Annotated in this window: 21 protein-coding genes; 13 read left to right on the top strand and 8 right to left on the bottom strand. The window is 71.4% G+C overall.

Annotation, left to right across the window (positions count from 1 at the left end; translation table 11 throughout):
- Positions 1-29 precede the first annotated feature (29 nt).
- From BM393_RS23765 to BM393_RS23735, 7 genes are all read right to left on the bottom strand, one after another.
- Positions 30-878, bottom strand: a complete 849-nt coding sequence (locus tag BM393_RS23765; protein WP_091733691.1) for a TorF family putative porin — start codon at positions 876-878, stop codon at positions 30-32.
- 5 nt (positions 879-883) lie between these two features.
- A complete protein-coding gene (kdpC, locus tag BM393_RS23760; protein ID WP_091733689.1) occupies positions 884-1,474 on the bottom strand; it encodes a potassium-transporting ATPase subunit KdpC in 591 nt (196 codons plus the stop codon).
- 16 nt (positions 1,475-1,490) lie between these two features.
- Positions 1,491-3,722: a potassium-transporting ATPase subunit KdpB gene (kdpB, locus tag BM393_RS23755; protein ID WP_091733687.1), complete on the bottom strand. Its 2,232-nt coding sequence runs from the start codon at positions 3,720-3,722 to the stop codon at positions 1,491-1,493.
- A gap of 16 nt (positions 3,723-3,738) precedes the next feature.
- Positions 3,739-5,532 (bottom strand): potassium-transporting ATPase subunit KdpA, encoded by a 1,794-nt coding sequence (gene kdpA / locus BM393_RS23750; RefSeq protein WP_091733685.1) that lies wholly within the window; start codon positions 5,530-5,532, stop codon positions 3,739-3,741.
- Position 5,533: 1 nt separating this feature from the next.
- Positions 5,534-5,623, bottom strand: a complete 90-nt coding sequence (kdpF, locus tag BM393_RS23745) for a K(+)-transporting ATPase subunit F (protein WP_091733683.1) — start codon at positions 5,621-5,623, stop codon at positions 5,534-5,536.
- A gap of 200 nt (positions 5,624-5,823) precedes the next feature.
- Positions 5,824-6,996, bottom strand: coding sequence for a hypothetical protein (locus tag BM393_RS23740; RefSeq protein WP_091733681.1), 1,173 nt, complete (start codon positions 6,994-6,996; stop codon positions 5,824-5,826).
- A gap of 43 nt (positions 6,997-7,039) precedes the next feature.
- On the bottom strand, positions 7,040-7,720 hold the full coding sequence (locus BM393_RS23735) for an AraC family transcriptional regulator (protein WP_091733679.1): 681 nt from the start codon (positions 7,718-7,720) through the stop codon (positions 7,040-7,042).
- Between the two features lie 140 nt (positions 7,721-7,860).
- On the opposite strand from BM393_RS23735, the gene BM393_RS23730 reads away from it, so the two are divergent.
- Positions 7,861-8,532 (top strand): hemolysin III family protein, encoded by a 672-nt coding sequence (locus BM393_RS23730; protein ID WP_091733677.1) that lies wholly within the window; start codon positions 7,861-7,863, stop codon positions 8,530-8,532.
- A 36-nt stretch (positions 8,533-8,568) separates the two neighbouring features.
- On the opposite strand, the gene BM393_RS23725 is transcribed toward BM393_RS23730, so the two are convergent.
- Complete coding sequence (locus BM393_RS23725) at positions 8,569-9,243, bottom strand: TetR/AcrR family transcriptional regulator (RefSeq protein ID WP_091733675.1); 675 nt, start codon at positions 9,241-9,243, stop codon at positions 8,569-8,571.
- Between the two features lie 125 nt (positions 9,244-9,368).
- Here BM393_RS23725 and BM393_RS23720 point away from each other — a divergent pair, with 125 nt between their 5' ends.
- The 12 genes from BM393_RS23720 to BM393_RS23665 all read left to right on the top strand — a co-directional run bounded on the left by BM393_RS23720 (position 9,369) and on the right by BM393_RS23665 (position 21,642).
- The gene (locus tag BM393_RS23720; protein ID WP_091733673.1) at positions 9,369-10,562 is read left to right on the top strand and encodes a hypothetical protein; all 1,194 of its coding nucleotides are present in this window, start codon (positions 9,369-9,371) and stop codon (positions 10,560-10,562) included.
- Between the two features lie 117 nt (positions 10,563-10,679).
- On the top strand, positions 10,680-11,087 hold the full coding sequence (locus tag BM393_RS23715; protein ID WP_254783583.1) for a DUF2147 domain-containing protein: 408 nt from the start codon (positions 10,680-10,682) through the stop codon (positions 11,085-11,087).
- Between the two features lie 24 nt (positions 11,088-11,111).
- The gene (locus BM393_RS23710) at positions 11,112-12,032 is read left to right on the top strand and encodes a TorF family putative porin (RefSeq protein WP_091733669.1); all 921 of its coding nucleotides are present in this window, start codon (positions 11,112-11,114) and stop codon (positions 12,030-12,032) included.
- Positions 12,032-13,636 (top strand): FGGY-family carbohydrate kinase, encoded by a 1,605-nt coding sequence (locus BM393_RS23705; RefSeq protein WP_091733667.1) that lies wholly within the window; start codon positions 12,032-12,034, stop codon positions 13,634-13,636. Before BM393_RS23710 ends, BM393_RS23705 begins: the two co-directional genes overlap by 1 nt.
- Positions 13,633-14,295: a class II aldolase/adducin family protein gene (locus BM393_RS23700; RefSeq protein ID WP_091733665.1), complete on the top strand. Its 663-nt coding sequence runs from the start codon at positions 13,633-13,635 to the stop codon at positions 14,293-14,295. Before BM393_RS23705 ends, BM393_RS23700 begins: the two co-directional genes overlap by 4 nt.
- A gap of 152 nt (positions 14,296-14,447) precedes the next feature.
- A complete protein-coding gene (locus BM393_RS23695; protein WP_254783582.1) occupies positions 14,448-15,878 on the top strand; it encodes an aspartate aminotransferase family protein in 1,431 nt (476 codons plus the stop codon).
- The gene (locus tag BM393_RS23690) at positions 15,875-16,567 is read left to right on the top strand and encodes a hypothetical protein (RefSeq protein WP_091733661.1); all 693 of its coding nucleotides are present in this window, start codon (positions 15,875-15,877) and stop codon (positions 16,565-16,567) included. Before BM393_RS23695 ends, BM393_RS23690 begins: the two co-directional genes overlap by 4 nt.
- Positions 16,568-16,686: 119 nt before the next feature.
- Entirely contained in the window at positions 16,687-17,739 is a 1,053-nt protein-coding gene (locus BM393_RS23685) for an SPFH domain-containing protein (RefSeq protein ID WP_091733659.1), read from the top strand.
- A gap of 32 nt (positions 17,740-17,771) precedes the next feature.
- Complete coding sequence (locus tag BM393_RS23680; RefSeq protein WP_091733657.1) at positions 17,772-19,373, top strand: DUF4178 domain-containing protein; 1,602 nt, start codon at positions 17,772-17,774, stop codon at positions 19,371-19,373.
- 113 nt (positions 19,374-19,486) lie between these two features.
- A complete protein-coding gene (locus tag BM393_RS23675; RefSeq protein ID WP_091733655.1) occupies positions 19,487-19,711 on the top strand; it encodes a DUF350 domain-containing protein in 225 nt (74 codons plus the stop codon).
- A 91-nt stretch (positions 19,712-19,802) separates the two neighbouring features.
- Positions 19,803-20,594: a hypothetical protein gene (locus tag BM393_RS23670; RefSeq protein ID WP_141225471.1), complete on the top strand. Its 792-nt coding sequence runs from the start codon at positions 19,803-19,805 to the stop codon at positions 20,592-20,594.
- 241 nt (positions 20,595-20,835) lie between these two features.
- Entirely contained in the window at positions 20,836-21,642 is an 807-nt protein-coding gene (locus BM393_RS23665; RefSeq protein WP_175538486.1) for a hypothetical protein, read from the top strand.
- Positions 21,643-21,679 lie beyond the last annotated feature (37 nt).

The raw sequence follows: 21,679 nt of genomic DNA, 5'->3' as shown, positions 1-21,679 counted from the left end.
TTCTCTCCCTGGATGACGGGCCGCGGCGGTCAGAAGCTCCGGGAGACGCTCAGCACGACGCCCGTATCGCCCAGCCGTTTCGCGCGCTGCGCCGCGCTGTCGCCCGCCTGGTACAGCGCCGGGTCCGCGTCGGTGCCGACGACGGCCAGCGCCAGCGTCAGGCCCCCGAGCTCCGGCAGCGCCTTGCTGACCGAAAGCTTCCAGTCCGTGTAGGACAGCTCGCCGTAGCGGCGCACCCACAGGCGGCCCAGGTGCAGGCCGGCGCTGACGCCCTGCCCCAGTTCGAGGCCGTAGTTCAGGTCCAGGTATGCCGTGCCGCGGGACGAGCCTTGGGCTGGCAGCGGGCTGAAGTAGGCATAACCGGCGGTGGCGCCGTCCAAGCCGAAATAGTCGGTCGCGGCGACCGAGAGCTTGGCCGAGAACGCGCCGGCGGTGACGGCGGCGTAGACGTCGACGTTGTCGTACTTGTGCGCGCTGGGCTGGCCCGGCGCGGCGTTCAGGCGCGCGCCGGGATAGACGTAGGCCAGCGCGCCGAGGTCCAGCGTCACCGCCTCCGCCAGCGGCAGCCTGTAGCCGCCGTACAGGTCCCACTCCAGGCCGGCGCCGTTGTTGTAGCTGTTGCCGGAGACGCTCGAGGCCCAGGTGCCGGCGTACAGGCCGCTGGCGTGGGCGTAGTCGAAGCCGGCCTGCACGGCCGGGCGCTTCCAAGTCTGGCTGATGCCGCGGAAGCGGTAGTCGGACACGAAGGCGACGTTGCCGGTGAAGGTGTGCTCCGGTGTCGGAGCCGGCACCGCGGCGGGCGCCTCGCCTTCGGCGCGCGCGGCGGCGTGCAGGCAGCAGGACGAGATCAGGATCAGGGACAGCAGTCGGGTCTTCATGACATTCAACGAGCGGAGGGCGCGTGGTCCAGCGCGAGGTTGAGCTTGAGCACGTTGACGCGCGGCTCGCCGAGCACCGCCAGGTCGCGGGCCTCGGTGTTCGCCTGGATCAGGCGCTGCACGGCCTCGACCGGCAGGCCGCGCTCGCGCGCGACGCGGGCGGCCTGGTAGCGGGCGGCGGCCATGCTGATGTGCGGATCCAGGCCGCTGGCCGAGGCGCTGACCAGGTCGACCGGCACCGGCGCGCGGTTGTCCGGGTCGGCGGCCTTGAGCGCCTCGACGCGCGCCTTGACCGCGTCGACCAGCGCCGGGTTGGTCGGTCCCTGGTTGGAGCCGCTGGAGCCGGTCGCGTTGTTGGCCATCGGCGCGGTGGCCGACGGACGGCCCCAGAAGTAGCGCGGCGACGAGAAGCTCTGGCCGATCAGCTCGGAGCCGATCACGCGGCCGTCGCGCAGCACGAGGCTGCCCTCGGCCTGGAACGGGAACAGCGTCCTGGCCACGCCGGTGACCGCGGCCGGGTACAGCAGGCCGGTGACGGCGCTGAGCAGCGCGAAGCCGACCAGCGCCGGACGCAGCATCTTGAGAGTCGAGTTCATGGTGAGTTCCTCCGCGTCACACGAGACGCAGCGCGACCAGCAGCAGGTCGATCGCCTTGATGCCGATGAAGGGCACGACCAGGCCGCCCAGGCCGTAGATCCACAGATTGCGCCGCAGCAGCGCGGCCGCGCCGATGGGGCGGTAGGCCACGCCCTTCAGGGCCAGCGGGATCAGCGCCACGATGATCAGCGCGTTGAAGATGACCGCCGACAGGATCGCGGACGCCGGGCTGTGCAGGCCCATCACGTTGAGCGCGGCCAGCTGCGGGTACACGCCCAGGAACATCGCCGGGATGATGGCGAAGTACTTCGCGACGTCGTTGGCGATCGAGAAGGTGGTCAGCGAGCCGCGCGTCATCAGCAGCTGCTTGCCGGTCTCGACGATCTCCAGCAGCTTGGTCGGATTCGAATCGAGGTCGACCATGTTGCCGGCTTCCTTCGCGGCCTGCGTGCCGCTGGCCATCGCGACGGCCACGTCGGCCTGCGCCAGCGCGGGCGCATCGTTGGTGCCGTCGCCGGTCATCGCCACCAGCCGGCCTTCGGCCTGGTAGTCGCGGATCAGCTTGAGCTTGGCCTCGGGCGTGGCTTCGGCGAGGAAGTCGTCGACGCCGGCCTCGGCCGCGATCGCCGCGGCGGTGAGGCGGTTGTCGCCGGTGATCATCACCGTGCGGATGCCCATCCGGCGCAGCTGCGCGAAGCGTTCCTTGATGCCGCCCTTGACGATGTCCTTGAGCTCGACGACGCCCAGCACCCGCGCCTGGCCATCGGCCAGATCGGCCACCACCAGCGGCGTGGAGCCGCGGCGCGCGACCTCCTCCGCCACCGCGGTGACCTGCGCCGGCATCTGGCCGCCGTGCTGCTCGACGAAGCGGCGGATCGCGTCGACCGCGCCCTTGCGCAGCTGGCGCTTCGGATGCTCCAGATCGCCGAAGTCGACGCCGCTCATGCGGGTCTGCGCGGTGAACGGCACGAAGTGCGCCTGCAGCGCGGCCAGCTCGCGCTCGCGCAGGTTGAAGCGCTGCTTGGCCAGCACGACGATGCTGCGGCCCTCGGGCGTCTCGTCCGCGAGCGAGGCCAGCTGCGCGGCGTCCGCCAGCGCCTGCTCCGGCAGCGCGGGCGCCGGCAGGAAGGCGCTGGCCTGGCGGTTGCCCAGCGTGATCGTGCCGGTCTTGTCGAGCATCAGCACGTCGACGTCGCCGGCGGCCTCGACCGCGCGGCCGGAGGTGGCGATCACGTTGGCCTGCATCAGCCGGCTCATGCCCGCGACGCCGATGGCCGACAGCAGGCCGCCGATGGTGGTCGGGATCAGGCACACCAGCAGCGCCACCAGCGCGGTGATCGACACGACGGTGCCCGCGCCGGCCGCCTCGACCGCGAACAGCGAGTACGGCAGCAGCGTCACGGTCACGACCAGGAACACCAGCGTCAGCGCGACCAGCAGGATGGTGAGCGCGATCTCGTTGGGCGTCTTCTGGCGCTTGGCGCTCTCGACCATCGCGATCATGCGGTCGAGGAAGGCCTCGCCCGGATTGACGGCGATGCGCACGACGACCCAGTCCGACAGCACCCGCGTGCCGCCGGTGACGGCCGAGAAGTCGCCGCCCGATTCGCGGATCACCGGCGCGGACTCGCCGGTGATGGCGCTCTCGTCGACGGAGGCGACGCCCTCGATGACCTCGCCGTCCAGCGGCACCAGGTCGCCGGCTTCGACCAGCACGACATGGCCCTTGCGCAGTTCCTCCGAGGCCACCGGATGCCAGGACGAACCATGGCGCGGCGTTTCGAGCTTCTTCGCCCAGGTCTTGGCCTTGAGGCCGCGCAGCGAGGCGGCCTGCGCCTTGGAGCGGCCCTCGGCCAGCGCCTCGGCGAAGTTGGCGAAGAGCACGGTGAACCACAACCACAGCGCGATCGCGAGCATGAAGCCGGGGCCCTCGGCGCCCGCCAGCGCGGGCTGGGCGAAGCTCGCCAGCCACAGGCCGGTGGTGAGGAGGCTGCCGGCGTAGACGACGAACATCACCGGGTTGCGCAGTTGCACCGACGGCGCCAGCTTGGCGAAGGACTCGCGGATGGCCGGCTTCACCAGCCCGGGATCCCACAGGCCGCCGCTCCCGCTGGAACGTGACGGGGGCGGGGGTGGATCGTGCGGTGCCGGACCGGAGGGCGTGGCGCCGCCGAGGACCTCGGCGCGCGTCGAGGTCGGCACCGAAGTCGGTACCGAGGTGTGAACTGTCTTGAGGGGTTGGGTCATGTCAGGCTCCGAAGCTTCACTTCCAGAGCATCAGGTGCTCGACGACGGGGCCGAGCGCGAGCGCGGGCACGTAGTTCAGCAGGCCGACCAGGAGGACGGTGCCGATGAGCAGGACGACGAACAGCGGGCCGTGCGTGGGCAGCGTGCCTTCGCCGACGGGGATGCGCTTCTTGGCGGCCAGGCTGCCGGCGATGGCCAGCACCGGCACGATCACCAGGAAGCGGCCCAGCCACATCGCGATGCCCAGCAGCGTGTTGTAGAAGGGCGTGTTGGCGGACAGGCCGGCGAAGGCGCTGCCGTTGTTGTTGGCCGCGGAGGTGAAGGCGTAGAGGATCTCGCTGAAGCCATGCGCGCCGGGGTTGGCGATGCCGGCCTTGCCGTCGCCCGAGAGCACCGCGATCGCGGTGCCCGCCAGCACGACGATGGGCGTGACGAGGATGGCGACGGCGCTCATCTTCATCTCGAAGGGCTCGATCTTCTTGCCCAGGTACTCGGGCGTGCGGCCGATCATCAGGCCGGCGATGAAGACGGCGAGGATCGCGAAGATCAGCATGCCGTACAGGCCGGTGCCCACGCCGCCGAAGACGACCTCCCCCAGCTGCATCATCACCAGCGGCACGGCGCCGCCGATCGGGGTGAAGCTGTCGTGCATCGCGTTGACCGCGCCGCAGGAGGCGGCGGTGGTGACGACCGCGAAGAGCGCGCTGGCCGAGATGCCGAAGCGGGTCTCCTTGCCTTCCATGTTGCCGCCGGCCTGCAGCTCGGAGGCCTGCAGATCGACGCCCTGCGCGGCCACCAGCGGATTGCCGGCCTGCTCGGCGGGCGTGGCCACCAGCACGCCGGCGATGAACAGCGCGCTCATCGCCGCGAGGATCGCCACGCCCTGCCGGCGATCGCCGACCAGTTGGCCGAAGCTCAGGCACAGCGCCGCGGGGATCACGAAGATCGCCACGATCTGCAGCAGGTTGGTCAGCGGCGTCGGGTTCTCGTAGGGATGCGCGGAGTTGGCATTGAAGAAACCGCCGCCATTGGTGCCCAGCATCTTGATCGCTTCCTGCGAGGCGACCGGGCCCATCGCGAGCTGCTGTTCGCCGGTGCGCTGGTGCTCCATGACGGGCTGGCCCTGGGCGTCCTTGAGCGGCTGGCCGCCGGCGTCGAGCTTGGGCGTCTGGTAGTCCTGGGCTTCGATCGTCTGCACGGTCTTGTAGCCGTCGAAGTTCTGGATCACGCCCTGCTGGACAAAGACGACAGCCAGCAGGAAGGACAGCGGCAGCAGCAGCCAGAGGGTGCAGCGGACGATGTCGGCCCAGAAGTTGCCGACGTGGCCGGACAGCCGGGAGGCGAAGCCGCGGATGAGCGCGAACACGACGGCGATGCCGGTCGCGGCGGACAGGAAGTTCTGCACCGTCAGCGCCAGCATCTGGGTGAGATAGCTCATCGTCGACTCGCCGCCGTAGCCCTGCCAGTTGGTGTTGGCGACGAAGCTGATGGCGGTGTTGAAGGCCGAGTCGGGCGTCACCGCGCCCAGTCCCTGCGGGTTGAGCGGCAGCACGCCTTGCAGGCGCTGCAGCGCATAGACCGCGAGCACGCCGATGAAGTTGAAGACCAGCAGCGCGACGGCGTACTGCTTCCAGCCCATGCCTTCATCGGGCCGGATGCCGGCCAGGCGGAACAGCGGGCGCTCGATGGCGGCGATCCAGCGCGGCACGCGACCCTGCGCGAGCGCGGTGATCCAGCGGGCGAGCGGCCAGGCCAGCAGCAGCGTGACGGCGAGGTAGAGGGCCAGGTTGGCCCAGGCGAGGTTCGTCATGTCAGAACTCCTCGGCGCGCCAGAGCGCGATCAGGAGGTAGACGAACAGACCGGCGCTGAGGAGTCCGGTCAGCCAGTAGAGCGCGTTCATGGCCTGCTCCCCAGCCGGTCGCTGGCGACCGCCAGCCCGACAGCGACAAGGAACAGGACCACGCTCAATCCGAGAAAGAGTGCATCCATTTTTTCGAGGTCCCATGCCCTCTGGATTGAGGGCGGGATGGGATGGATGGACTCTAGGAATCAGCGGGTCAAGGGCGTGTAGAAGGTCGCGGCCCGGGTATCAAGATCTCATCAAGAAGACGGTTTGGCCGCCGGCACGGGCCACAGCGCATCGACCGGCCGCTCCAGCACCCGCGCCGCGACGGGATGGAACACGGCCGGAGTCAGCCGGCCGTCGCGGACGGCCTCGGCGAGCCAGCGCTCGATCGACCCGCCCTGCTCCACCCATCGGTCCTGCCGCAGCAGGCCGTACAGCCCGGCGGCGATGACGTGCATGCCGTCATCGGCCTTGCGCCAGCGGTCGGCCGGATTGCGGGCGACGCCCAGGGCCTCGCTGATCAACTGGTCCAGCGCCTGGACCAGGTCCTCGTTCACCAGGCCCTCCAGCGTCGTGTAGCCCCAGCGCGGATCGTGGTCCCGCACGATGCGCATGACCAGCGGATCGCGCTCGAAGGCCGCCAGCGCGGCGGTCGCGGCGGGGCCGTCCATCGGCACCGGCGGATGGAGCATCTCGTGCGCGGCGATGCGGACGGTGGTGGCCGTGTCGTAGTTCGCCGATTGCAGGAAGGTCTGCCCCTGCACCTTGATGCCGTGCGGCTTCGCGAACTGCAGCAGCACGATCTGGATCTCCGGATCGAAGCGCCGGCCGGTCAGCTTTTCCTGCCAGGAGATCACGTCGAAGCCAGCCAGCGCGCGGCCGACCTCGGCGATGCGGCGCTCCAGGTCGCCGATCCGCTCCTTGCGGAAGGCCGCGAAGCCGGCATCCCGCAGGCCGACCAGGATCGCCTCGATCCGCGGCGCCGCGCGCTCGAACCAGGCCCAGTCGGCGTCGCTCCAGTAGCTGCTCGCCCGATAGCTCGGGAGGATGGCCGTCCGCCGTGACCGCAGCGCGGTCAGCAAGGTGTCGAGCGTGGCGTCGTTGCCATCGGCCGAGAACAGCACCTGCAGGTTGGGGCCGAGCAGGCCGAAGCCGTCCTTCGTCGCCTCGTTCCACAGCCGCGCCACGTCGTCTCGGACCGCCGCCGGCAACCGCAGCGAAAAGACGGCGGCGTCCGCGGCGTAGAAGTCCAGGTAGAGCTGCGTGCCCGACAGCGGACCGAGGAAGGCGATCGCATCGGCGCCTTCGGAGCCGCGCACCCGCCACCGGGTGCGATTGGGCTTGGTCTGCGCTCGCGCGCGCAAGGCGGGCAACAGGGACGCGAGGCCCACGATCGCGGGCGCGGAGAGCAAGGTGCGGCGTTTCATGCCGCGATGCTAGGTGGCCGGCCTCGCCCGCTCTTGAACGGACTTAACCCACGAGCCGCTTCGGTGTCTGGCCCGTCAGGGCGACGATGGCGCGCGTGAAATGGGCCTGGTCCGCGAAGCCCGTCTCGGCGGCAAGGGCCGCCAGCGTTCCGCGCCAGCCGGGCAGCCGGCGCAGGGCCTGCAGCGCGCGCAGTTCCAGGCGGTATCGCTTCGGGCTGATGCCGTAGGCGAGACGGAAACCCCGGCTGATCGACTGCGGCGCGAGGCCCATCGCATCGGCCCAGTCGGCAATGCCGAGCGCCGGATCGGCCGCCAGCGCCTCGGCCAGCAGGTCGGGCCAGTCCTGGAGGCGGGACTTCACGGGACGAAAGCTGCGCAGCAGCAGATCGGCGGCCTGGACCGGATCGCGCTCGGCGAGGCGGGCGATCGCGTCAACGTCGTCGACATGGCCCAGCGCGTCGCCTCGGGCATCGCTCGAGGCCACCGCGGGCCAGCCCATTTCCGCGATCGGCAGGTTCAACACCCGCGCCCCGCGACCGGAGAACTCGTTGCGATGCGATTCATGCGCCCCGTGGAGCACGGCCTGGCCGGCCTCGACGCGGAGACGGCCCCGGTCGCCGGCTTCCACGTATCCGCCCGCCAGCACGAGCGCGACATAGCCGTGATCGTGGCGGTGCCGGGGCATCCGCTCGAAGGCGCTGTGCATGGAGATCACGGTCGTCATGGGCTGTCCCTCTGGCCAGATCGCGAATCGCGGCGCCGCGCAGCGGACGGCCGAGGCGGTGGAGTATCGCCGCCCGCTCCCGCGCGTGGACAATCGCCCGATCGCCGCCCCCGTCACGCTCACCCGTCACGCCAGCCTTCATGACCGCTCGCACCGTCCCCGCCGACCGTCCGCAGACCCGCGGCGAAGAGATCGCCAACGCCATCAGCCACGGCCTGGGCGCCCTGCTGGCCGTGGCCGCCCTGCCCATCCTCGTGACGCGGGCGATGGGGCACGGCGAGGTCGCGGACGTGGTGGCCGCCGCGATCTTCGCCTCCACCGGCATCCTGCTGTACGGCATCTCCACGCTGTACCACGCGCTGCCGGCCTCCCTGGCCAACGGCCGGGTCAAGGCCTGGCTGATGCGCCTGGACCACGCGGCGATCTACGTGTTCATCGCCGGCAGCTACACGCCCTTCACCCTCGGCGTGCTGCAGACCGGCCCCGGCGTCACGCTGCTGGTCGCCGTCTGGGCCGCCGCGGCCTTCGGCGTGACGATCAAGCTGCTGAACCGGCTGCGCCACCCGCTGGTGTCCACCGCCCTGTACCTGGCCATGGGTTGGGTGGTGGTCTTCGCCATCGGCCCCCTCGTGGAGCAAACGCCCGGCCCGGGCCTGGCGCTGCTGGTGGCCGGCGGGCTGAGCTACACGCTGGGCGCGGCGGTCTTCCTGCTCGACAACAAGCTGCGCTACGCGCATTTCGTCTGGCACCTGTTCGTGCTCGGCGGCAGCGTCTGCCACTTCTTCGCGGCGCTGTTCTACGCCTATCGCTGAGGACCGCATCCGGCCGGCGGCCTCGGCGCGGCGCGCTCAGGCCTTCACCTTCGCCAGGTGGCTGGCCAGCATCCCGGCGGTGATGCGCGCGACCTCCTTGGGCTTGAGGCTCTCGTCGAAGAGCATCTCCACCGTCGCGTAGATCAGCTCCACGACGATGCGGCTCGCCAGCTTGAGCTCCGCGCGCCGGGCGCCGGGCAGCGCCTGCACCAGCAACTGCGTCTGCGCCTCGGTCACCGCCGCGTGCGAGGCCAGCCGCACCTCCTGCAGCGCCGGCACCGCCCGCATCGCGCGCATGATCCACACGCCGCCGGCGGTCGCGCGCGTCGCCTCGTAGGTGTCGAGCAGCAAGCCCGCCAGCGCCTGCTCCAGCGCCGGCACGCCGCCCTGGATCACCTCGACGGACATCCACTTCGCGACGCATTCGTTCTGGCGCTGCATCAGGCGCTGGCCCAGCTCATGCAGCAGCGCGTACTTGTTGGGGAAGTAGCGGTACAGCGCCGGCGGCGACACCCCGGCGCGCTCGCACACCAGATTGGTGGAGAGCCGCTCCACGCCCACCTCGATCAGGGTCTGCGCCGCGGCCTCGAGCACCCGCTCGTAGGTCTCGGCGGCGCGCTGCTGCGCCGGCAGCTTCTTGGCCGCGAGCGCTGGCGCGGCGGTCGTGGGCGTGGGCGGAGGAGCGGCGGTCTTGCGGCGGGCAGTGGGCATGGGAATCGAAATGGCGAGGCAACGGCAGGAAGGCTGCGGGATTGTTCCAGGGCGCGAGGCACCCCAGAACGATAGCCATGACTATAAGATCGCCAGCCATCATCCACCGCTCCGCTTGCGCCGAAATGACACACACGCTGCCTCCCGGCCCGACGTCTCCCAGCGCCCGCGGCGCGCAGGTGCTGGCGATCCTCGTCGGCTCCGTCGCCCTGCTGATGCTGGGCCTGCAACCGCTGCTGCTGGGCGCGCTGCTGGAGGCCGGCCAGGTGACGCTGGAGGGCGTGGGCCTCGTCGCCATGGGCGAGATCGTGGCCCTGGGCCTGGGCGTGCTGATCGGCGACCTCTGCTTGCCGGTGCGCTCGCTGCGCGCCATCACCACCCTGGCCGCGCTGGCGGCCGCGGCGCTGGACCTTGCCACCACGCGGGTCGGCGGCGACCTGACGCTGGGCCTGGTCCGCGCGGCGGCCGGCATCGCCGAGGGCCTGTTGATCTGGAGCACCACCGCCGTGATCGTGCGCGCCGCCGTGCCGGAGCGGCTGGCGGGCCTCTTCTTCGTCGTGCAGACCCTCGCGCAGGCGACGACCGGCCTGGTGCTGGCGCACCTCGTGCTTCCCGTCGCCGGCTGGCCCGGCGGCTTCGCGCTGCTGGCCGGCCTGTGCGCGCTGGCGGCCCTGCTCGCGGCCCGCTTCGCGCGCCCGCTCGGTCCGCTCACGCCCACGGTGAGCCAGGCCGGCGTCGGCATGCGCTGGACGCGGCCCCGCATCGGCACGCTGCTGCTCGTCTTCCTCCAGCTCGCGACGCTGGGCGCGCTGTGGGCCTATGCCGAGCCGCTCGGCACCCGCGCCGGCTTCTCGCCGACGGCGGTTCAGACGCTCATCGCGGCCGGGCTGGGCATGCAGGTGCTGGGCGGCAGCGTCGGCACCTGGCTGGTCCGGCGCGCGCCGATCCGGCCGGTCCTGCTCGGCTGCTGCCTGGTGCTGGGGCTGAGCGCGCTGGGCATCGCGCGCACCGCCCAGGGCGGTCCCCTGGCCTTCGCCGCGCTGTGTGGCCTGTTCACCTTCACCTGGCTGTTCATGCTGCCCTTCCAGATGGCGCTGGCCTTCCGCGTCGACGGCAGCGGCCAGGTCGCCTCGCTGGTGCCAGCGGCGCAGCTCTTCGGCAGCGCCTTCGGGCCGCTGATGGCCTCGCTGGTCGTCACCGGAGAGGCGGTCGCGCCGGTGCCCTTCGTGGCCGCCGGCTTCGCGCTGCTGGCCATGCTCGCGCTGCCGCTGACCCGCGGCGCTCCACGCCAGGGTTTCTCCGAGCGTCAATTTCGGTAGTCATCGCTATACCATAGCCATCACTATCAACTTGACGCGAGGGCGCACCCCTCCGGAAAGCAGGCGATGGCTTCACGACTGGTCCCTCCGCGACGCCGCTGGCCGATGGCCAGGGCCATGGTCGCCCTTCTGTGCGTGGCGGCGCTGTCCGCGCCGGCGCTGGCCGCTGGCCCTGATGACGCCAAGGGCCTGTGGCTGAGCGCCGATGGCGGCGCGGTGATCGAGTTCAAGCCCTGCGGCGACAAGCCGTCCGCGCTGTGCGGCCGCATCGTCTGGGACAAGGACGCGGGCCAGGCCAACGACACCTGCGGCATCCAGGTCGCGCAGCTGGAGCGCTATGACAACGAGGCCTGGCGCGACGGCTGGGTCTACGACCCGCGCGACCGGAAGAAATACAAGGGCGCGCTGCGCGTGAAGGGCGGCGACCTGTACCTGCGCGCCTTCATCGGGACCGAGATCCTCGGTCAGACCGAGCAGATGAAGCGCGTGGCCGCCCTGCCGGCGACGCCGGTCTGCAAGTCCTGAACAGCAATGACGAGGAGACCCGAGATGACCCGCACGACCTCCACCCCCGCGACCCGACCGGCCCTCGCCGCCTACGCGGTGTACGCCGCATTGGCCGCCCTGGCCGCGCTCGGCCCCTCCGTCGCCCGCGCCGACGACGTCGGCGTGGCCACGATGGCGATCGACACCGAAGTGAAGCTGCTCTCGGACCTGCGCAACCGCGGTGTCTCCGACTCCGGCCGCAAGCCCTCGCTGCAACTGGGCGTGCAGCTCGCCCACGAGTCCGGCGTCATCGGCCTGGCGCAGCTCTCCACCGTCAGCAAGAAGGCCTTCACCGACGGCGACGGCGTCAACCTGCTGCTGGGCACCGGCTACCGCTTCGGCGATCCGGACGCCTGGCACTTCGGCGTCGGACTGGCCAAGGAATTCTTCCCCGGCGCCAAATTCGACGCGCCGCACGGCATCGACCTGGAAGCCGGCGTGCCGGTGGACTTCCGCCGCACCCGCTACGACACCGCCTACGCGGTGCTGGAGATCGGCTGGGGCCGGCTCGAGGGCCGAGTGCTGCACGTGCTCTCGCGCACCTACCGCGGCGCGGACACCGGCGGCGTCTGCGGCCAGATCCTCGCCGCCGCCATCGATCCGACGCCGGCGCTCGAGTGCTACGCGCGCGGCGACCAGAACTCGCGCGGCAGCATGCTCTACGACTTGACCTATCGCCACCCGCTCACGCCGACGACCACGCTGAACCTGCATGCCGGCACCCAGAAGATCCGCCACTTCAAGGAGGCGGACTTCAGCGACTACTCGATCGGCGTCACCCATCAGCGCTGGGGCTTGAACTGGACCGCCGAATGGGTGGCCACCCGCACCCATCGGCCCGAGCTCTTCATGATCCCCGACGGCGACGGCTGGAAGCGGCAGGACAACAACACGCTGGTGGTCTCCGTGTCGCGCAAGTTCTGATGACCACGCCGGGCACTGCGCCGCTGGTACTGGCGGTGGACCTGGGCACCAGCGGCTGCAAGTGCGCGCTGGTGGCGCAGGACGGCAGCGTGGTCGCGTGGGCCTTCCGGCCGGTGGCGCTGCATGTCGAGGGCGTGCGGGCCGAGCAGGACCCCGAGGCCTGGTGGCAGGCGCTGCTCGACGCCGCCGGCGAGGTGCTCGCGGCCGACGCCAGCCATCGAGGCCGCGTGTCGGCGGTGTGCTGCTCCACGCAGACCGAGGTGACCGTCTGCCTCGGCCGCGACGGCCGGTCGATCGGGCCGGCCTTCAGCTGGCTGGACGCGCGCGGCGCCGCCGCCGTGGCCCGGCGCGTGCGCGGTCGCTGGCTCAACATCGAGGGCTATGCGCCGCTCAAGCTGTGGCGCTGGCTGCGCCTGACCGGCGGCGCGCCGTCGCTGACCGGGCGCGACGCGGCCGGCCACATGGCCTTCATCCGCGACGAGCAACCCGCCGTCTACGAGGCCACGCGCTGCTTCCTCAACGCGCTGGACTACCTCAACTTCCGCCTCTGCGGCCGGCTCTGCGCGACGCAGGATTCCATCCTCACCAGCTGGGTGACGGACAACCGCGATCCCTCGCGCATCCGCTACGACGACCGCCTGATCCGCGCGCTCGGGCTGAACGCCGGCAAGCTGCCCGCGATCGTGCATTCCACCGACGTGCTGGGACCGCTGCTGCCGGCGGTCGCCGGGCAACTGGGCCTGCCGGCCACGACGCCGGTGGTGGCCGGCGCGGTGGACACCTCGGCCGTCGCGGTCGGCGCCGCGGTGCCGGACTACGAGACCCACCTGTACCTGGGCACCTCGTCCTGGCTGGGGGCGCATGTGCCGGGCATGCGGACCGACGTGCGCCACAAGATCGCGGCGGTGCCCTCGGCGGTCGATGGCCGCTACCTCGCGCTGGCGCTGCAGTCGACGGCCGGCGCCAACCTCTCCTTCCTGCGCGACCGCATCCTCTACCACCCCGACGAACTGGCCGCCGACGAGGAGCACCCCGCCGTCTACGAGGCGCTCAACCGCATCGCCGCGCGCGTGCCGCCGGGCTCGCGCGGGCTGATCTACACGCCCTGGCTCTTCGGCGAGCGCACGCCGGTGGACGATCCGCTGCTGCGCGCGGGGCTGATCAACCTGTCGCTGGAGCATTCGCGCGAGGACATCTTCCGGGCCTTCCTCGAGGGCGTCGCGCTGAACACGCGCTGGATGATGGAGCCCTTCGGGCGGCTGCTGGGCCGGTCGCCCGGCACGATCGCGGCGGTCGGCGGCGGCGCGCAGAGCGACGTCTGGTGCCAGATCCTCGCGGACGTCACCGGCCAGCCGATCCGGCAGCTGGCGCATCCGATCCAGGCCAACGCGATCGGCGCGGCCTACCTCGCCGGCGTGGGCACCGGCGCGCTTCGTTTCAGCGACCTGCCGGCGCTGCGCCGCACGCGCCGCCTCTACGAACCCGCCGCCGCGCTGCGTCGGCTCTATGGCGACAAGTTCGAGGCCTTCAAGGAAGTCCGCGCGCGCCTGGCGCCGCTGTACCACCGCCTCAACCGCGTGCCCGCGACGGGAGCCACCGCATGAAGCACGCAGCCGAACGGCGGCAGGTGGTGGCCCTGTGCCTGCGTTTGTCCGAGCGCGGCTACTTCGCCGGCACCGGCGGCAACCTGATGCTGCGCATCGACGACGAGCGGGTGGCGGTGACGCCGTCGGCGACGGACTACCTCGTCATGCGGCCGGAGGACGTCTGCGTGCTGCGCCTGGCCGACCTGGCCGTCGTCGACGACGCCAGCGACGGCGCCCGCCGGCCTTCGGTCGAGACCGGGCTGCATGCGCGCGTGCTGCGGGCGCGGCAGGACGTCGGCTGCAGCATCCACACCCACCAGCCGCTGGCCAGCGCCTGCGCGCTGATCGGCGAGCCGCTGGCGGTGCCGCCGGCGCTGCGCGACTGGCTCGGCGACGAGGTGCCGGTGATCGGGTATGCGCCGTCGGGCACCGCCTGGCTGGCGGGCAAGCTCGGCAAGGCGGTGCGCCCCGGACGCCAGGCCTACCTGCTGCGCAACCACGGCATCCTGTGCTGCGCCGCGGACAGCGACACGGCGATGGCGGCCGTCGAGCGCCTGGAGGACCTCGCCCGTGACCGCCTCGCCGCGCGCATCGACGAGCGCGTCCGCCGCGCGCCCGATCTCCACGATCGCCTCGCCCCGGTGCGCGACCTGCTGCTTCATCTCAAGGGACCGTGATGTCTTCGCTCGCCTCTTCCTCGTCTTCGCCGCCTTCTCCGTCTCCCTCGGCGGCGTCGTCGTCCGCGTCGTCGTTCGCGTCGTCTTCAGCCACGCCGTCGCTCGCGACGGACGGTCCCGCGCGAGAGACCGCCGACGCGGACCTGCCCGCCGTGCCCACTTGGCCCGACACGCACGCGCTCTACGAGCGCTTCGCCGCGCTGGTCAACCAGCCGATGCGCCAGATCCGTCCGGACGCGATGCCCAAGGTGCTGCGCTGGTTCGACGAGCACTGCGCCGGCTCCAAGCGCCTGGCCGAGCGCGCCGCCACCGTCATCCCGGGCGGCGTCCAGCACAACCTCGCCTTCAACCATCCCTTCCCGCTGGCGATCGCGCAGGCCCGCGGCGCCTACCTCATCGACGTCGACGGCAACCGCTACATCGACTTCCTGCAGGCCGGCGGTCCGACGCTGCTGGGCAGCAATCCGCCGGCGGTGCGCGAGGCGGTGCAGGCGCTGCTCGACGACTGCGGCCCGGTCACCGGCCTGCTGCATGCCTACGAGGTCGAGCTGGCCGAGCGCGTCTGCCGCCACATGCCGGGCGTGGAGATGCTGCGCATGCTGGGCTCGGGCACCGAGGCGGTGATGGGCGCGGTGCGGCTGGCCCGCACCTTCACCCGGCGCCAGCGGGTCATCAAGATCGGCGGCGCGTACCACGGCTGGAGCGACCAGCTGGTCTACGGCATGCGCCTGCCCAAGACCGGCCGCATGGAGGCCACCGGCATTCCCCGCGGCGCGACGGCGCACACGCAGGAATGCCTGCCCAACGATCCCGAGGCGCTACGCCGGCTGCTGCGCTGGAACCGCCTGCGCGGCGGCACGGCGGCGGTGCTGCTGGAGCCCTTCGGGCCGGAGAGCGGCACGCGGCCGGTGCATCGCGAGTTCAACGCCCAGGTGCGGGCGCTCTGCGACGAGTTCGGCGCGCTGCTGATCTTCGACGAGGTGGTGACCGGCTTCCGCGCCGGCCTGGGCGGCGCGCAGGCCTATTTCGGCGTGACACCCGACCTGACGGTGCTGGGCAAGTGCCTGGCCGGCGGCTACCCGATGGCGGGGGCGATCGGGGGGAAGCGGGAGATCATGATGTCGCTCGTCGGCGGGATCGGCACCACCTCGCGGCGGGCCTTCGTCGGGGGGACGCTGTCGGCCAATCCGCTCAGCTGCGTGGCGGGTTACCACGCGCTGCTCGAGGCCGAGCGGACCAACGCCCCCGGCGTGGCGGCCCGTGCCGGCGATCGCCTGCGCCGCGGGCTGGAGGAGATCATCGCGCGCCGCGGCCTGCCCTACGTCGCCTACAACATCGGCTCCATCGTCCACCTGCAGACCTCGGGCGTGCTGCTGCTCGACACCAGCAGCCTGTGGAAGCTGTTCCGCCTGAAGGACGAGGCGCGGCGACGCAAGCACATGATGGAAGAGATGGGCGCGGCCTTCACCGCGCATGGCCTGATCTCGGTGGCGGGCAGCCGGCTGTACACCAGCCTGGCCGATACCGACGCGGTGATCGACGACGCGCTCAACCGCTTCGACGACGTGATGGCGCTGACATGAGCGAAGAGGACCTGCTGCGCGACACCTGGCTCGGGCTGCGGCGGCGGCTGCTGGCGCGGGGGCTGATGCCGGGCGCCGCGGACAGCCTGTCGCTGCGCGATCCCGCCAGCGGGGCGATGGCGTGGGGGACGGCGGAGGATGCGCTCGCGCTGGTCGAGCCCCTGGCGCCGGCGACCGGCGCCCGCAGGGAGGGCGCGGGCGGCGCGGACGGCCCGGACCGCGTGGACGGCCACCTGCCCGCGATCGCGCTGCACCGCGCCGTCTACGCCGCGCGGCAGGACGTCTGCGCGGTGCTGATCGGCGGCGGCGCCTTCGGTCGCCAGCTGCAGGCCTTCGGCGGTTGGATGCCGGCGGTCTTCGACGAGCAGATCCGCCAGCTCGGCCACATGGGCCGGCCGACCGAGGCGCTGGCGCGATTGCCGCAGGCGCTGTCCAAGGGCGGCAACGTCACCCTGCATGCGGGTCGGCTGATCGTGCTGGGCATGACGCCGTCGCGGCTGGCGCTCAATGCGGAGCTCTTCGAGAAATGCGCGAAGGCCTGGGTGCCGGCCGTGGCCGGCGGCGCGGCGGTGAGCCCCCTGCCCTGGCTGGTGCGCCACATCGCCAACGGCCGGCTCAGGAAAGAACAGGCCCAGGCCCGCGAGCAGGTGCGCCAGGGCCGCTGGCCGGCGGAGACGCGGGGGTACTGAAGGGGGGACTGACGGCGTTATGGAATCTCCCCCCTCGGGGTGACCAGGGTCGGCGCTTCGCTGAGGGATACTCGCCCGCGGCGGTCGGTTTGGATCGCATCTTTTTGTGGAGCTGCGCCATGGGCCTGATGGATTTCATCAAGAAACAGTTCATTGACATCATCCAGTGGACCGAGGACGACAACGGCGTCCTGGCCTACCGGTTCCCGATGCAGGACTTCGAGATCCAGTACGGCGCCTCCCTCACCGTGCGTGAATCGCAGATGGCCGTCTTCGTCAACGAAGGCAAGGTGGCCGACGTCTTCGGCCCCGGCATGTACAAGCTGACCACGCAGACGCTGCCGGTCCTCACCTACCTCAAGAACTGGGACAAGCTCTTCGAGTCCCCCTTCAAGAGCGACGTCTACTTCTTCTCCACCCGCCAGCAGGTGGACCAGCGCTGGGGCACCACCCAGCCCGTCACCATCCGCGACAAGGACTTCGGCGCGGTGCGCCTGCGCGCCTTCGGCAACTACAGCTACCGCGTCGTCGACCCGAAGAAGTTCCACACCGAGATCTCCGGCACCCGCGAGCGCTACACCGTCACCGAGCTCGACGGCCAGCTCCGCGGCCTGATGCTGCAGCACATCTCCGACGCGGTCGCCCAGTCCGGCATCCCCTTCCTGGACCTGGCGGCCAACCAGGTCGAGTTCGCCAAGGCGCTGCAGGAAGCCACCCAGCCCGCCTTCGACGCGCTGGGCCTCAAGCTCGAGATGGTCACGTTGCAGAACGTCTCGCTCCCCGAGGAGCTGCAGAAGATCCTCGACCAGAAGATCGGCATGGGCATGATCGGCCAGAACATGGGCCAGTTCATGCAGTACCAGACCGCGCAGGCCATCCCCAAGCTCGCCGAGGGCGTGGGCTCGGGCGGCGGCGGCGTGGCCGGCGACGCGATGGGCCTGGGCGCCGGCCTGGCGCTGGGCCAGACCATGGCGCAGCAGCTGCAGCAGGGTCTGACCGGCGCCAATCAGGGTGCCCAGCCGGCCGCGCCGGTCCAGCCGCAACCGGTCAGCCAGGGCGCCGACGAGGTCCTGCTGCTGCTGGAGAAGCTCGGCGACCTCAAGGCCAAGGGCATCCTCACCGACGAGGAATTCGCGGCCAAGAAGGCCGAGTTGCTGAAGAAGCTCAGCTGACGCCGCCAGGCGTGCTCCGCCCCGGGTCCTGATTGGCTACCGCTTCCCCCCAGCGCCGCTGGCAGGCGCAGTGCCCCCATTGCGGCGCGCCGGTCGAGTTCGCCTCGGCCGCGTCGGCCAGCGCCGTCTGCAGCTATTGCCGCTCCACGCTGCTGCGTGAGGGCGACGCGCTGCGCCGGATCGGCACCAGCGCCGAGGTCTTCGAGGACTACTCGCCGCTGCAGCTCGGCAGCGCCGGGCGTTATGCCGGCGCGGGCTTCGTGGTCGTCGGCCGGCTGCAGATGTCCTATGCGGACGGCGGCTGGAACGAGTGGCACCTGCTCTTCGACGCCAGCGCCGACCAGCCGCCCCGCAGCGGCTGGCTGGCCGAGGACAACGGCAGCTTCGTCATCAGCTTCGAGGCGCCGCTGGCCGAGCGCGCGCCCGATCCCGCCACGCTGCGCCCGGGCGGACTGCAGATGCTGGCCGGCTCGGCCTGGCAGGTGGCCAGCATCGTCGACGCGACCGTGGCCGCGGCCCAGGGGGAACTGCCCCATCCGCCGCGGCTGGCCAGCAGCTATCCGGTGGTCGACCTGCGCAACACCGCCAACGAGGTCGCCTCGCTCGAGTACAGCGACCCCGCGCGGCCGACCTGGTCGGTCGGCCGCCCGGTCAAGCTCGCCGACCTGCAGCTGACCGGCCTGCGCGCCGAGAGCGGCGCGACGCTGCAGTCCAAGGCCCTGCCCTGCCCGAACTGCGGCGCCGCGCTCGAGCCGCGGCTCGACACCACGCAGTCCATCGTCTGCGGCCAGTGCAAGTCGGTCGTCGACATTTCCAAGGGCGCCGGCGCGGAGCTGGCCGCCTACCGGCAGAACACCGGCGGCGAGCCGCAGATCCCGCTGGGCACGACCGGCCAGCTCGCGATCTCCGGCGGCGCGCCGCAGCCGTGGCAGGTGGTCGGCTACCTGGAGCGCTGCGACCTGCCCGAGTCCGCCGAGGACGAACAGACCTTCTGGCGCGAGTACCTGCTGTTCAACCGCATGGAGGGCTTCGCCTTCCTCGTGGACACCGAGGACGGCTGGAGCCTGGTGCGCCCGATCACCGGCGCGCCGGCCAATGCAGGGGCGAAGTCGGTCAGCCACCAGGGCAAGGACTTCAGGCACAAGTGGACCTACACCGCCAAGGTCACCTACGTGCTGGGCGAGTTCTACTGGCGCGTCAAGCGCGAGGAACGCGCGCTGGTGCGCGACTACGAATGGCGCAACGGCACGCGGCTCGAGTTGCTGAGCAGCGAGCAGACCGGCAACGAGGTCACCTGGAGCCATGGCCGCGCGATCGACGCGGCCGAGGTGCGACGCTTCTTCTCGCTGCCCGAGGACCGCATGCCCGCGCTGCAGCGCGATGTGTCGTCCGGCCTGGACCAGGGCAAGCTGCTGCGCAACATCATCATCGCGATCTTCGTGATCGCGGTGCTGTTCGCGCTGCTGCGCGCCTGCAGCAGCGACGACTGCGACCGCTACAAGGACAGCTACGGCGAAAGCAGCGCCGAGTACCAGCAGTGCAAGCGCAGCAGCCGCGGCAGCGGCGTGGGCTACGTCGGCTCCAGCGGCGGCTCGTATGGCGGCTACAGCAGCGGCGGCGGCGGTCACAAGTAGTCGCCATCGTCCCGCCGCCCCGTCCGCATCCACGCCGACTTCCCCGCGACAATCGCCGGCCCGCGCCACCCCCAGACCTTCACCCCCACCGAACGACCGACCAGGAGAACGAGATGGAAGGATTCGAATGGCTCAAGCCCGCCATCGTGCTGGGCTCCATCCTGTATGCCGTCATCGGCGTGCTGGTGTTCTGGATCAGCTTCGTCATCATCGACAAGCTCACCCCCTACAAGCTGTGGGAGGAGATCGTCGAGCACAAGAACATGGCGCTCGCGGTCGTGGTCGCGGCGATGTGCATCTCCATCGGCCAGATCGTGGCCGCGGCGATCCACGGCTGAACGGGCCATGCCGATGCGTCGATCCGCGCGACTGTCCGCCCACCTGCCGGCTCGCCTGCCCGCTCGCCTCTGCGCCCTCGCCACCCTTTCCGTGTTGGCCCTGACGGCCACGGGCGGCGTCGCACTGGCCCAGACCCAGCCCTACAAGCCGCCGCCGCCCGCGCGGCCCACCGGCATCGCGCCCAAGGGCGACTTCACCAAGGGCCTCGAGGTAGCCCGGCCCGAGCTCGATCCCGGCCAGGCCGCCGGCAGCGAGGGCTCCGACGAGGCCTTCCGCGCCAAGGCCGAGGCCGACGCGATCCGCAAGGCCAACGTCGGCGGCGGCCACGTGCTCGTCAAGCGCGCCGGCTCGCGCCTGATGCTGCCGACCGGCTCCGGCCGGCCCGAGGTCTTCGACAGCGTCTGGCCCAATGCCTCGGGCAACAACGAGGGGGCCTACGAGGATTACCGCTTCGACGGCCTGTCCCCCGACCGCGAGTTCTTCGTCGTCCGCGCCACCTTCTACGAAGGCAGCAATGTCTACTGGGTCTCGCGCAAGGACGGCACGCGCTACACGATGCACGGCGAGGTGCGCCCGTCGCCGGACGGCCGCTTCCTGGTGATGGCCAACGCCTCGGTCGCGCACGACTTCAACGGCATCGTGGTCTGGGAGAACCTCGGCGGGCGGCTGGTCGAGCGTTTCCGCTTCTCGCCGCCGCTGGACGGGATCTCGTTCTACCGCTTCATGCGCTGGAAGGACGGGCGCACGGTGGAACTCGAGCACACCGCCCTGGGCGACGAGATCACCTGCCACGGCGGCACGCAGGAGGCGCTGGCCGTGCTGACCCGCGATGGCGAGCAGTGGGCCGTCAAGGACGTGACGGCGTCGCGCTGCAGGCGCTGACCCGGCAGCCGCATCCCGCCCGCCGAGACCGCTCCGACGGTCGACCTCACGCCACTCTTTCGCTCTCCGCCGTTTCGCTCCCGCGCTTCCGCTCTTGCCCTTCCGCCCGATGACCGCCCGCTCCTCCGCGCGTCCCGACGCCCTGCCCCTCTCCGTCGCGCCTGGCATCGCGCGTCCCATCGTTCTTCGCACGGCGTGGCGCACCGCCCTTCGCCTCGGCCTTCGCATCGCCCTTCGCAAAGTGCCGACCGATCGCCTCGGTCGCTTCCTGATGCTCGGCGTGACCGCCCTCACGCTGTGCGCCGTGATGGCGGGCGAAGCGGCCGCGATCGCACCGCCGCAACCCCCTCGCCCCGCCGTGCCCCAGGGCATCGCGCCGCGCGGTGCGCTCTTCACGGCGGAGACGGCGCCCGAGGCCGCCGCGGGCGCCGATGAGAACTCCGACGAGGCCTTCCGCGCCCGCGCCGAGGCCGAGGTGCTGCGCCGCATCGGCGCCGGGGTGCGGCGCGAGGACCAGCGCCTGTGGCTGCCCATCGCCAAGGGACGGCCGGTCGTCCTGGACAGCCGACGTGCCGATCCGTCCGACCCGGCCTCGCCCGAGGTCGACTTCCGCCTGGACGGCCTCTCGCCGGACCGCGAGTTCTATGTCGTGCGCGCAACGCTCGCCGCCGGCAGCGAACTGCTCTGGATCTCCCGCGCCGACGGCACCCGCTACGCGATGCACGGCAACGTCCATCCGTCGCCGGACGGGCGCCATCTGGTCGTCACCCATGCGTCGCCGGGCACGGAATTCAACGGCGTCGTCATCTGGCGCCGCGAGGAAGGTCGCCTGGTCGAGCGCTACCGCTTCCAGCCCACGCCGGACCAGACGGCCGTCAGCTTCCGCTTCCTGCGCTGGCGAGACGCGGACACCATCGAACTGGCGCAGTTCGCCGAGGTCGACCCCTCGACCTGCGGCCTGGGCACGCTGAGCGCCACCGCCCTGCTGTCCCGCAAGGGCGAGCGCTGGATCCTGCGCAGCGCCAGCGCCCCGCGCTGCGAGCCGTGACCCCGCGAGCGCGGCAGGCTTAACACGTTCTTCAACT

It is taken from the genome of Mitsuaria sp. PDC51 (assembly GCF_900113225.1).
Lineage (GTDB): Bacteria > Pseudomonadota > Gammaproteobacteria > Burkholderiales > Burkholderiaceae_C > Roseateles.
The sequence above is the reverse complement of the archived record's forward strand: the minus strand, read 5'-3'. Positions and strand labels throughout refer to the sequence as shown.